This window comes from Sorangium sp. So ce1153, assembly GCF_051521595.1.
GTDB lineage: Bacteria > Myxococcota_A > Polyangia > Polyangiales > Polyangiaceae > Sorangium.
The window spans coordinates 11,844,817-11,857,619 of the sequence record NZ_CP150361.1 but is presented as its reverse complement, the minus strand read 5'-3'; the positions used below and the strand labels follow the sequence as shown (position 1 = coordinate 11,857,619).

Sequence of the window (12,803 nt, the reverse complement as noted above, 5' to 3'; positions counted from 1 at the left end):
GGCTTACTTCAACGGCCCGTCGTCGTCGCCGTCCGATGGGTACTTCATCGTGGTGACTTCATCGCTGTCCGAGGGGTACTTCTTCGTCGCGAAGCCGCCGCCGGCTTTGACGCCGGTCCGGATACGCTGCTGATCTTCCAGGAAGCGAGCGAAGAAGGGCACCTGCTCGGCTTGCTCGCCCTGCTCGGGCTGCTCGGGCTGCTCGGGATCACGATCGATATCGGCCATGGGAACCTCCAGATAGATGTACTGCCTTGCGGCGGAGCCGCCGAGGACATGATTCACCCGGTCGTCCCGCATTGCACGTTAAGTTTTGCTATGTTGAATGGCCTCACCCGGGCGTTGGGCGCGGCTTCCTGAGCCTGCTTCGCTCGTGTAACTTTGCGCAACCACCCATGCCCGCCGGGTTCTCACGCTCGATCCACACCATCGCAACGGACGGCCACCGCGGCTCGATCGCCGGCGCCGCGCTCGGCGCGGTCCTGCTCGGGGCCTGGCTCGCGTGGTTCTTCCTCGCGCGCGTCGGGCGGTACGAGGCGAGCGTGAGCGCGCGCCTGGAGGTGGGGCAGGCGGCGCACCGCGTCGAGGCGCCGCTCGACGGGAGGGTCGCCGCGGTCCACCTGGACCTCGGGGCGGAGATCGCCGCCGGCGACGTCCTGATCGAGCTCGACGTGGAGCCGCTCCGCCGCGACATCGACGACAAGCAGGCCCGGCTCGCGGCGATCGCGGGGCAGATGGGGCCGCTCCGCGCCGAGATCGCGGCGCGGGCGCGGGCGCTGCGCGACGGGGTGGAGGCGGCGCGCGCGCACGTCGACGAGGCGAAGGCGCGGCTGCGGGAGGCCGAGGCGGGCGCGCGCTTCCAGGAGCTCGAGGCGGAGCGGGCCGTGCGCCTGCGGCAGGACGGGCTCGTGTCGGAGGCGGAGGCGGCGCGGCTCGCGGCCGAGGCGCTGTCGCGGCGCTCGGCGACCGAGGCGCTGGACCGCGCCGCCACGCGGACCGACAGCGAGCGCCGCGCCGGGCAAGGCGAGCAGCAGGCCGAGCTCGCGCGGCTCGACCGCGAGGCGGCCTCGCTCGAGGGCGAGCGCATCGTGCTGGAGGCGGCGATCAAGGGGCTGCTCGCCGAGATCGAGCGGCGCAAGATCCGCTCGCCGATCGCCGGTCGGGTCGGCGAGATCGCGGTGCTGCGGGCCGGCTCCTTCGTGCACGAGGGGGACGTCGTGGCCGCCGTCGTGCCGCCCGGCGAGCTCCGGGTGATCGCGGAGTTCCCGCCGTCGTCCGTCGGGCGGATCCGCGCCGGACAGGAGGGAAACCTGCGCCTCGATGCGTTCCCCTGGACCGAGTACGGCACCCTGTCCACCACCGTCGAGCGCGTCGCCAGCGAGACGCAGGAGGGCCGCATCCGCGTGGAGCTCGGCGTGCGCCCCGATCCGGCGTCGCCGATCCCGGTGCAGCACGGGCTCCCCGGCAGCGTCGTCATCGAGACGGAGCGCGTCTCGCCGGCCTCGCTGGTGCTGCGGGCCGCGGGGCAGATCGTGCGGGTCCGCGGCGGGGCGGGCGGGTGAAGGAGCGGCCGGCGGAGCGGACGACGGAGCGGAAAACGGAGCGGAAAACGGACTCCGCGCCCCGATCCGCGCCGGAGCGAGCAGCGAGCGCCGGGCCGCGCCGCCAGGGGTCGAGCCCGCGGCGGAGGCTCCTCGCGCCGGAGGTCGTGCAGACCTCGGCGATGGATTGCGGGCCGGCCACGCTCAAGTGCGTGCTCGAGGGCTTCGGCATCGGCGTGAGCTACGGGCGCCTGCGCGAGGCCTGCCAGACCGACGTCGACGGCACCTCCATCGACACCCTGGAGGACCTCGCGGAGCAGCTCGGGCTCGTGGCCCAGCAGATCCTCCTCCCGCCCGAGCACGTGCTGCTCGACGAGGCCAACGCGCTGCCCGCCCTGGCGATCGTGCGGCAGTCGACCGGGCCGCTCCACGTCGTCGTGATCTGGCGCCGGCACGGCGGGCTCGTGCAGGTGATGGACCCGGGCACGGGGCGGCGCTGGCTCACGCGGCGGCAGCTCGAGGGCGAGCTCTACCAGCACGAGCTGCCGCTGCCCGCGGCGGACTTCCGCGCCTGGGCGGCGAGCGACGGGTTCACGCGGCCGCTCGCGCGCCGGCTCGCCTGGCTCGGCGCGGGGGCGCGGCCGCTCGAGGCGGCGCTGGCAGACCCGGGGTGGCGCGCGATCGCGGCGCTCGACGCCGGGGCGCGGATGGTCGCGTCGCTCGTGCGCTCCGGCGGCCTCGCCCGCGGTCGCGAGGCCGCGCGCGTGCTGGACGCGCTGCTCGAGCCGGGGCGCCACTTCGACGCCGCGCGCGAGGAGGCGATCCCGCCCCCCTTCTGGACAGCGCGCCCCGGGCCGGTCGGCCCGGCCGGGGAGGAGCTCGTCGTCGCGCGGGGCGCGGTGCTCGTGCGGATCCGCGGGCGGCGCCCGCCCAGCGACGCCCGCGGCTCGCCGGGGAGCGGGGACGGGCCGCGGGCCGCCGCTGCCGCGCCCCCGCCCCCCGGCAACGCGCCCCCGCACGCCGAGGCGCGGCTCTCGCCCGACCTCGCCGCCGCCCTCGTGGAGCGGAGGGTCAGGCCAGGGCGCGAGCTCCTCCGGATGGTCCGCGAGGACGGGCTGCTGACGCCCGCCGTGCTCGCCGGCGCGCTCGCGCTCAGCGTCGGGACGGTGGTGCTGGAGAGCCTCCTCTTCCGTGGGCTGCTCCAGATCTCGAACGATCTCGTGCTGTTCGAGCAGCGCCTCGCCGCCCTCGGCGCGCTCGCTGCCTTCCTCGCGGTGGAGCTCGCCATCGATCTCTCGCTGAGCACGGGGATGATCCGGCTCGGGCGCCACCTCGAGGTCCGGCTGCGGATGTCGTTCCTCGCGAAGATCCCGCGCATCGGCGATCGCTACTTCCAGAGCCGCCCGGCCTCGGACATGGCGCAGCGCGGCCACAGCCTGCACGTGCTCCGCGGCCTGCCGGCGTTCGGCGGCCAGCTCGCGCGCTCGGCGCTGGATCTCGCGGTCACCACGGCCGCCATCGTCTGGGTCGACCCCGCGAGCGCGCGCCTCGCCGTGCCGTGCGCCGCGGTGGCGCTGGCCCTGCCGCTCGCGGGGAGCCGCGTCCTCGTCGAGCGGGACCTGCGCGTCCGCACCCACGCCGGCGCGCTCACGAGCTTCTACCTCGACGCCCTCCTCGGCCTCGTGCCGATCCGGGCGCACGCGGCGGAGCGGGCCGTGCGGCGCGAGCACGCGGGCCTGCTCGGGGAGTGGGCGCTCGCCGGCCGCGCGCTGCTCCGCGCGGCCCTCGCCGTCGACGCGGCGCAGGCGCTGCTCGGCTTCGCGCTCGCCGCGTGGATCCTCGGCGACTTCCTCGCCCGCGGGGGCGCCCTGTCGCGGGCGCTGCTGCTCTTCTACTGGGCGCTCGCGCTGCCGGCGATCGGGCAGGCGCTCGCGAGCACGCTGCTCCAGTACCCGGGGCACCGGAACACGGCCCTGCGCCTGCTCGAGCCGCTCGGCGCGCCGGAGGAGCCAGGCGGCGGCGAGGCGCCCGTCGCGGCGCGGGCTGGCGCCGAGGGCGCGGGCTGCGCGATCGCGTTCGAGCGCGTGCGCATCCAGGCCGCCGGTCACGTGATCCTCGACGGGGTGGACCTCGAGATCGCGGCGGGCAGCCACGTGGCGATCGTGGGGGCCTCGGGCGCCGGGAAGTCGAGCCTCGTCGGGGTCCTGCTCGGGTGGCACCGGGCGAGCGAGGGCAGGGTGCTCGTCGACGGCCGCGCGCTCGACGGCGAGCGGCTGCGCGCGCTGCGCGAGGAGACCGCGTGGGTGGACCCGGCGGTCCAGATCTGGAACCGGTCGTTCCTCGACAACCTGCGCTACGGCGCGCCCGACGACGCGGCCGACTTCGGCGCCGTCGTCGACGAGGCCGAGCTGCGCGAGGTGCTGGAGCGGCTGCCGGAGGGGCAGAAGACGCTGCTCGGCGAGGGCGGAGGGCTCGTCTCCGGCGGCGAGGGGCAGCGCGTGCGCCTCGGCCGGGCGATGCTGCGGAGCGAGGCGCGGCTCGCGATCCTCGACGAGCCGTTCCGCGGGCTCGACCGGGAGCGCCGCCGGGCGATGCTCGCCCGGGCGCGGCGGCGCTTTCGTCGCGCGACGCTCCTGTGCGTCACCCACGACGTCGGCGAGACGCGCTCGTTCGATCGCGTGCTGGTCGTGGACGGCGGGCGCGTGGTCGAGGACGCGGCGCCCTCCGAGCTCGCGGCGCGCCCGGGCTCGCGGTACCGCGCGCTGCTGGAGGCCGAGGCGGCCGTGCAGCGAGGGCTCTGGGCGAGCGGCGGGTGGCGCCGGCTGAAGGTCGTGCGCGGGCGGCTCGCCGAGGACGCGGCAGCGCCAGCCGAGGGCGAGCGGGGGTGACGGCGGCGGCGCAGCCCGGGTGGGGAGCTCGGCCGGACGAGGCGGTCGACGCGCTCGGCGCGCTCGGCGCGATCGAGTGGCCGGCAGAGCTCCTCGGCGACGCGCTCGAGGCGCTCGCGCTCGAGGGCGGCCTCGACCCGCACGCGGTCGTGGCGCCCATCCCGACCGCCAGGCACCTCCGCAGCGCGGACGCGCTCGGGGCGTGGATCGATCAGGCGGCGGGCTACCTCGGCGTCGAGGCGGAGCCGATCGCGGCGCGCCACGACGAGCTCGACGCCGCGCTCCCGCGGGTCGCGCCCGCGCTCGTGTGGCTGCGCGACGGCGAGGCGCCCCGCTTCCTCGCCATCGTGGGGCGCGCGGGGCGCGCGGGGCGCAGAGGGCGGGACCTCTCGGTGCTCCGCGCCGACCGCTCCACGGCGCGCGTGCCGGTCGAGGCGATCACCGCGCGCATCTGCCGCCCGCTCGAGGCGCAGGTGCTCCCGGAGATCGATCGCGTCCTCGCGCGCGCGGGCGTGCGGCCGCGGCGGCGCTCGCGCGCGCGGCGGGCGCTGCTCCGCGAGCGCCTCGGGGCCGTGATCGTCGACGGCATCTGGAGCCTGCGCCTGCCGCCGGGCGCGCCGATCCGGCGGCAGATCGCGGCGGCGCGGGTCCCGCGCCGCCTCCTCGGCCTGCTCGCCGCCCACGCGTCGGCCTACACGCTCTGGATCCTGGTGTGGATGACCGTGGGGCGCAGCATCCTCGACGACCACCTCGACGAGGGGTGGCTCGTCGCCGGGGCGCTGCTGCTCGCGACGGTGGTCCCGCTGCGCCAGCTCATGGCGTGGCTGTCCGGCGTGGTCGCGATCGACGCGAGCGCGCTCATCAAGCAGCGCCTGCTCTCGGGCGCGCTCGCGCTCGAGCCCGAGGAGGTGCGCAGCGAGGGCGCGGGCCGCTTCCTCGGCCGCGTGATCGAGTCCGAGGCGATCGAGGCGCTCGCGATGGGCGGCGGCATCGCGGCGGTCGCGTCGGCGTTCGAGCTCGCCGCGGCGGCGGCCGTGCTCGCCCAGGGCGCGGCGGGCGCGCTCCACGCGATCCTGCTCGTCGCCTGGGCGGCCCTCGTCGTCGCGCTCAGCGTGCGGTTCTACCGGCGGCGCGCGCGCTGGACCGCGGCGCGGCTCGCGATGACCCACGACCTCATCGAGCGCATGGTCGGCCACCGGACCCGCCTCGCCCAGGAGCGCCACGGCCGCTGGCACCACGGCGAGGACGAGGCGCTCTCGCAGTACGCGCTCGGGTCGCGCGAGCTCGACCGGAGCCAGATCGAGATCGGCGCGCTGATGCCGCGCGGCTGGCTCATCGCGGGCATCGCCGGCCTGTTGCCGCCGTTCCTCGCGGGCTCCGGCTCCGCCGCGACGTACGCGGTGGCGCTGGGGGGCGTCCTGCTCGCGAGCCGCGCGCTCCAGGGCCTGTCGGCCGGCCTGTCGAGCCTCGCCAGCGCGGCGATCGCGTGGGAGCAGGTCTCCACGCTCTTCCAGGCCGCCGCCCGCGGCGGGGCGCCGCCGCCGCCCCTGCCGCCCGACGCGGGGCGGACGCCGCCGCCGCCCGACGCGGGGCGGTCGCCCTCCGGCGCGCCGTCAGCGCCGGGCGTCGCGGCCGGCGCTGACAGCGCGGGGGACGTGGCGGCGCGCCCGCCCGTCCTGGAGGCGCACGAGCTTTCCTTCCGGCACAAGGGCAGGGCTCGCCCCGCCGTGGTGGACGTCTCGCTGCGGATCGCGGCGGGCGACCGCATCCTGCTCGAGGGGCCCTCGGGGGGAGGGAAGTCGACGCTGAGCGCCCTGCTCTCGGGGCTGCGCGCGCCCGACGCCGGGCTGCTCCTGCTGAACGGGCTCGATCGCCACATGCTGGGCGCCGCCGCGTGGCGCCGCCGCGTGGCCGCGGCGCCGCAGTTCCACGAGAACTACGTCCTCGCCGGGACGTTCGCGTACAACCTGCTGATGGGCAGGCGCTGGCCGCCGAGGCCCGGCGACCTCGAAGAGGCAGAGGAGATCTGCCGCGAGCTCGGCCTCGGCGAGCTGCTCGGGCGGATGCCGGGGGGGCTGGAGCAGGTGGTGGGCGAGACGGGCTGGCAGCTCTCGCACGGCGAGCGGAGCCGGCTCTACATCGCGCGCGCGCTGCTCCAGGGCGCCGAGGTGGTCGTGCTCGACGAGAGCTTCGCGGCGCTCGACCCCGAGACGCTGGAGCAAGCGCTGCGCTGCGTGCTCCGGCGCGCGCGCACGCTCGTGGTCATCGCCCACCCGTAGCCCGGGAGCCGGCCGCCGGCGCCCTGTCGCGAGAGCCCAGCGACGGACCGATGTTGCGGTGACCACCGTGTCTTTGCAGTCGACTCGTCTCGGCACTTATAGATGCAGCGAGTCGGGCGCTCTTCTCCGCTCGGCGCCCGCCAGCATGGGTGAGGTATGCCCTGGATCCAGAGCATCTCTTGAGCCGCGTACTACTGGCCACCTCACCTGCGCCGTATCTCGCCGTCGGCAGCTCCCCGAGCTCTCTCAGGTGATCCCGTAAGGCGCCATCGCGCTCGCCAGGTGAACCGCGCTCTGAACGGGATCGCCGACCGTATCGGCGCTGGACGTTACCTTTGTTGTGTCTAGAATTCATTTCAATGCCGGATACAAAGACGAAACGGCGGTTGCCCGTGGGCGCAGAGGTGCTCGCCGGTACAGCCAGAGGAGTACACTTCCGCGTCTGGGCGCCAGCTCGGCGCAAGGTGGAGGTCGTCCTCGAGGCAGGGCCGGGGAGCGGCGAGGCCGCCGCGCTGCGGGCCGAGGAGGGCGGCTACTTCTCCGCCCTTGTCCCGACCGCGGCGAGCGGCACCCGCTACCGCTTCCGGCTCGACGAAGACGAGAAGCTCTATCCCGATCCCGCCTCGCGCGCGCAGCCGGAAGGGCCGCACGGGCCGTCCGAGGTGATCGACCCCGGCGCGTTCGCGTGGGGCGACGCGGGCTTCCGGGGCGCGCCGCTCAAGGGGCAAGTCGTCTACGAGATGCACATCGGCACCTTCACGCGGGAGGGCACCTGGGAGGCCGCCGCCCGCGAGCTGCCCGAGCTCGCCCGGATCGGCATCTCGCTGATCGAGGTGCTGCCGGTCAACGAGGTCCCCGGCCGCTTCAACTGGGGGTACGACGGCGTGAACCTCTTCGCGCCGATGCGCAACTACGGCAGCCCCGACGACTTCCGCCGCTTCGTCGACGCGGCGCACCGCGCCGGGATCGCGGTGATCCTCGATGTCGTCTACAACCACCTCGGCCCGGACGGCAATTATCTCAGCCAGTTCTCGAAGGACTATTTCACCGACCGGCACAAGACGGACTGGGGGGCGGCGATCAACTTCGACGGCCCGCGGTCCGAGGCGGTGAGGGAGTACTTCATCGCCAACGCGGGCTACTGGATCGAGGAGTTCCACCTCGACGGGCTCCGGCTCGACGCGACGCAGAACATCTACGACGGCTCGAAGGACCATGTGCTCGCCGCGATCTCGCGCCGCGTCCGGGAGGCCGCGGGGGGCAAGGCGACGTTCATCGTGGCCGAGAACGAGTCCCAGGAAGAGTGGCTGATCCGCGCCCAGGAGCGGGGCGGCTACGGGCTCGACGCCGTCTGGAACGACGACTTCCACCACAGCGCCAAGGTGGCGCTCACCGGCCACAACGAGGCCTACTACACCGATCACGAGGGCTCGCCCCAGGAGTTCCTCTCCGCGTTGAAGCACGGGTTCCTCTTCCAGGGGCAGCGCTATACATGGCAGAAGCAGCGGCGGGGCACGCCGGTGCTCGGCGCGGATCCGGCCCGCTTCGTCCTCTTCCTGGAGAACCACGACCAGGTCGCCAACACCGCGAAGGGGGAGCGGCTCTATCACCTCACGTGTCCGGGCAAGTTCAGGGCGATGTCGGCGCTGCTGCTCCTCGCCCCCGGCACGCCCATGCTCTTTCAAGGACAGGAGTTCGGGTCCTCGGCGCCGTTCCTCTTCTTCGCGGATCACAAGCCCGAGCTCGCCGCGCTCGTGCGCAAGGGCAGGGCGGAGTTCCTGGCGCAGTTCCCCTCGTACGCCACGCCCGAGGTGCGCGCGGGCCTCGACGACCCGGCCGATCCGGCGACGTTCGAGCGCTGCAAGCTCGATTTCTCGGAGCGCGAGAAGAACGCCGGCATCTACGCCCTCCACGAGGACCTGATCGCGCTCCGCCGGCGCGACCCGGTGATCGCCGCCCAGCGCCCGCGCGGCGTCGACGGGGCGGTCCTCGCCGAGCGCGCCTTCCTGCTCCGCTACTTCGGGGACGACGGCGACGACCGGTTGCTCCTCGTCAACCTCGGGCGAGACATCCATCGAGGATCCTTGCCGGAGCCGCTCTTCGCCCCGCCTCCGGGGCGCCGCTGGGAGACGTTGTGGTCCAGCGAATCCCCCCGTTACGGGGGCCAAGGCAGTCCACCTGTCATCACCGAGGATGGAGTTCACATCCCGGGCGACGCGGCGATCCTCCTGCACCCCACGGTCGGGAAGCCGGTGCCCGAGAAGACGAGCGCCAACCCTCGCCCAGAGGAGCCCAAGAAGAATGTACGCTGACGAGATCTGTCGGATGATGGTCTGGTCCCGAGGCACCGCCCCCGCCTCGCACGACGACGCCGAGCACGGCTCGGACCCGCTCACGCGGGAGTGGCTCGTCACGAACGGCCTTGGCGGCTATGCGTCGGGCACCATCTCCGGCGCGGTGACCCGTCGCTTCCATGGACTGCTGATCTCGGCGCTGCCCGCGCCGCTCGGCCGCACCATGATGCTGAGCGATCTGTCCGCCCGCGTCCTCACCTCGGACGGCAAGGTGTACCAGGTGGGCGGCCAGGAGCCGTGGCTCGACGACAGCTCGGCCGAGGTCATCGATCTCGCCGAGTTCCGCCTCGAGGCCGGGCTCCCTGTGTGGCTCTACAAGGGCGCGGGGATGGTCTTCGAGCGGCGCCTCCTCCTGCCCCACGGGCAGAACACGGTCCACGTCACGTACACGCTCCTCGAGGGGGCGGGGCCGGTCCAGATCGAGCTCCAGCCGTGGGTGAACTTCCGCCCGCACGAGGGCGCGCTCGATCGGCCGGTGGCGGGCCCGTACGCGCTCACCGTGGTCGAGGACCGGTACGAGCTCGCCTCGCCGAGCTCCCTGCCGCCGCTCCGGCTCAAGGTCCAGGGCGCGCGGGCCGAGTTCAGGATCGACAGCGCCCGCCTGCGCAACGTGCGCTACCGGATCGAGCAGAGCCGCGGCTACGACGCGGTCGGCGAGTTCTACAGCCCTGGCCGTTTCAGCCTCGAGCTGCCGGTCTCCGGCAGCGTGACCCTGGTCGCCTCGACCGAGGCGTGGGAGACGATCAACGCCCTCTCCACCGACGAGGTGCAGCGCGCCGAGCGCAAGCGCCGGACCCGGCTCCTGCTCGCCGCGGCGCCCGAGGTCCGCTCCGGCCCGCCGGCGGAGCTCATCCTCGGCGCCGACAAGTTCCTCATCACGCCCGCGGGCCGCGTCGAGGACGCCGCTCGCGCGCGGGCAGGAGGAGACGAGGTGCGCACGGTGATCGCGGGCTACCACTGGTTCACCGACTGGGGCCGGGACACGATGATCAGCCTGGAGGGGCTGACGCTCGTCACCGGGCGCCACACCGAGGCGGGCTATATCCTGCGCACGTTCGCCCACTACGTGAAGGACGGGCTCATCCCCAACATGTTCCCGGAGGGCAAGAACGACGGGCTCTATCACACCGCCGACGCGACCCTCTGGTTCTTCCACGCGCTCGATCGGTACCTGACGTACACCGGGGATCGCGAGACGCTCCGGCTCGTCCTCCCCACGTTGATCGATATCGTCGAGCACCACACCCGCGGGACGCGCTTCGGGATCGGCGTCGACCCGAAGGACGGCCTCGTCCGCCAGGGCGAGGAGGGCTACCAGCTGACCTGGATGGACGCCAAGGTCGGCGACCTGGTGGTCACGCCCCGGCGGGGGAAGGCGGTGGAGATCAACGCGCTCTGGTACAACGCTCTCCGGTTGATCGAGCGCTGGGTGCGCGAGTCGGACGGCGAGGGCGCGTCGCAGCGCTACGGCCAGGCCGCCGACCAGGCCAAGGCGTCGTTCAACCAGCGCTTCTGGTCCGAGCAGAAGGGGTATCTTTACGACCTGATCGACGGCGAGCAGGGCGACGACGACGCCTTCCGGCCCAACCAGATCTTCTCGATCTCGCTGCCGAATCCGGTGCTCGATCCCGCCCACTGGAAGGGGATCGTCGACCAGGTCAAGGAGCGGCTCTGGACGCCCGTGGGCCTCAGGTCGCTCGCCCCGGGGCACCCGGACTACAAGCCCAAGTACTTCGGCGATCTCCGCGCGCGGGACCTGGCCTATCACCAGGGCACCGTCTGGGGGTGGCTCATGGGCCCGTTCGTCGACGCCTGGCTGAAGGTGTATCCCGCCGATCTCGCCGGGGCGCGCAGCCTGCTCGCCGGCTTCCCGCCGCACCTCGACGAGGCGTGCGCCGGGTCGATCAGCGAGATCTTCGACGCGGAGCCGCCGTTCACGCCCCGCGGGTGCGTCGCCCAGGCCTGGAGCGTGGCCGAGGTGCTGCGCGCCTACGCCCGGACGGCCCGCTCGGCGGGCTGAGCGGGCGCTCCCCTCGACGGCCCGCGAGCGCGGCTCGACGCGCTCCGCGGGCCTTGCCGCCGTCGTGGGCGCCTGTCCCGGCGTCGCGCCCCGCGCGCCCTCACGGGCGCGCGATCAGGGCGCCTCGCCCGCGCCGAGCAGCCGGGAGATCAGCGTGTGCTCGACGTCGTCGAGCGCCTCGCGCAGGAACGCCGGGTCGTCGAGGCGGATCGCGTCGTCGCCTTCCCGCGACTCGGCGGGGAGCTTGTTCTTGAGGCTGGCGAACTCGCGCAGCAGCGACGAGAGGCTCGCCTCGTCCTCGCGCAGCGCGCGCAGCGACCGCGTGAGCTGGCCGATCGCGTCGTCCCGCTCCTCGAGCGCGCCGACCTCGATCGGGGCCAGCGTCCGGGAGAGCACGCGCTCGATCCAGAGCCCGCCGCCGAGGTCGTTCGCGATCGCGCGGATCTGCCCTGTCCAGCGCTCGAAGTCGGCCCGGAGCGCGGCGTGCGCCGGCGTCGCGCCGCAGAGGACCACCCGCGCGGCCAGCGTGCGCCCGTCCGCCTCGGCGAGGCGCTGCTCGAGCTGCTCGCGCGTCAGCTCCACGATGTCGTCGGCGCTCGCGGCCGGCGAGAGGTCGACCTCGCACACGCTCCAGCGCACGACGTCGAGGGCGCGGTGCTCGACCGAGGCGACGCGGCCGTCGTCCACCGTGACGAGGAGGGCGCCCTTCTCGCCGGTCTCGCGGGCGTGGCGGCCCTGGAGGTTGCCGGGGAACGCGATGTACGGGTCCTCCGAGAGCACCTCCCGGGTGTGCACGTGGCCGAGCGCCCAGTAGTCGTATCGCTTCCCGACCAGGGTGCCCAGGCTGCAAGGCGCGTAGTTGTCGTGCCCCTCGCGGCCGCCCAGGCACGTGTGGAGCATGCCTATGTTGAAGAGCCCAGCGTGCGCGTCCGGGTAGCCCGTCGCGAGATCGTCGGTGACGGCCTTGGTCGCGAAGCTCTGCCCGTGGACGGCGACCCCGAGCCGGTCGAAGACGACCGACTCGGGGCGGCGGGGATCGAGCCGCCGGGCGTTCTCGGGGAGCTCCAGGTGACGCGTGATGTTGCTCTCGGCGTCGTGGTTGCCGTAGAGGAGCACGACCTCCACCCGGGCGGCGCGCAGCCGGGAGAGCTGCGCGGCGAAGAACAGGCCCGTGCTGTAGTCCTTCCAGTCGCCGTCGTAGATGTCCCCGGCGAGGAGCAGGAGGTCGACCTCCTCGGTGAGGCAGAGGCTCACGAGGTTCTCGAGGGCGCGGCGGGTCGCCCCGCGGATCTGCTCGACGGGGGCGCCCGGGTAACGGCCGAGCCCGCGGAGGGGGCTGTCGATGTGGAGGTCGGCGGCGTGGACGAACTTCATGGGCTGGAGCGGCGCGAGCTTAGCCGCTTCTGGCCGGGAGCGCTGCTCATGCGATGAGTGTCGCGCGGCGCCTGCGTGACGCGCAGCGCGCTGCAACCGGGCTCGGCTGCCCGGGGAGGCTCCGGCCGAGCTCGGCCACGCAGTCGAGGCGCGTCGGCGGAGCGAGCGGACCGGGCTTCTCCCGGGCCGTCGCTGGCGGTGGTCGCCTTGACGCAGGCGGCGCGCTGTCCTGCAGTGCGCTTCCGATGTCGCGCCCGCCGCCACGCCCCGCGACGCCGCGCCCCGCGCCGCCTGTCACGCGACGCCCCCCCGCCGCGCGACGCTCCGCCGAGGGGAGGGCGGCGGCG

The 12,803-nt window shown here is 74.3% G+C and carries 7 protein-coding genes; 5 read left to right on the top strand and 2 right to left on the bottom strand.

Annotated elements, in window-relative coordinates; translation table 11 throughout:
- Positions 1-3 precede the first annotated feature (3 nt).
- Entirely contained in the window at positions 4-300 is a 297-nt protein-coding gene (locus tag WME85_RS43050; protein ID WP_437830038.1) for a microviridin/marinostatin family tricyclic proteinase inhibitor, read from the bottom strand.
- Positions 301-395: 95 nt separating this feature from the next.
- Here WME85_RS43050 and WME85_RS43045 point away from each other — a divergent pair, with 95 nt between their 5' ends.
- From WME85_RS43045 to WME85_RS43025, 5 genes are all read left to right on the top strand, one after another.
- On the top strand, positions 396-1,562 hold the full coding sequence (locus WME85_RS43045) for an HlyD family secretion protein (RefSeq protein WP_437830037.1): 1,167 nt from the start codon (positions 396-398) through the stop codon (positions 1,560-1,562).
- 146 nt (positions 1,563-1,708) lie between these two features.
- Entirely contained in the window at positions 1,709-4,429 is a 2,721-nt protein-coding gene (locus WME85_RS43040; RefSeq protein ID WP_437830036.1) for an ATP-binding cassette domain-containing protein, read from the top strand.
- Positions 4,426-6,708 (top strand): ATP-binding cassette domain-containing protein, encoded by a 2,283-nt coding sequence (locus WME85_RS43035; protein WP_437830035.1) that lies wholly within the window; start codon positions 4,426-4,428, stop codon positions 6,706-6,708. Before WME85_RS43040 ends, WME85_RS43035 begins: the two co-directional genes overlap by 4 nt.
- Before the next feature lie 359 nt (positions 6,709-7,067).
- The gene (gene treZ / locus WME85_RS43030) at positions 7,068-9,020 is read left to right on the top strand and encodes a malto-oligosyltrehalose trehalohydrolase (protein WP_437830034.1); all 1,953 of its coding nucleotides are present in this window, start codon (positions 7,068-7,070) and stop codon (positions 9,018-9,020) included.
- Positions 9,010-11,082 (top strand): amylo-alpha-1,6-glucosidase, encoded by a 2,073-nt coding sequence (locus tag WME85_RS43025; protein WP_437830033.1) that lies wholly within the window; start codon positions 9,010-9,012, stop codon positions 11,080-11,082. The genes treZ and WME85_RS43025 overlap by 11 nt, the downstream gene beginning before the upstream one ends.
- A 114-nt stretch (positions 11,083-11,196) precedes the next feature.
- Here the strand turns inward: WME85_RS43025 and WME85_RS43020 are convergent, their stop codons facing one another.
- Complete coding sequence (locus tag WME85_RS43020) at positions 11,197-12,456, bottom strand: metallophosphoesterase family protein (protein ID WP_437830032.1); 1,260 nt, start codon at positions 12,454-12,456, stop codon at positions 11,197-11,199.
- Positions 12,457-12,803 lie beyond the last annotated feature (347 nt).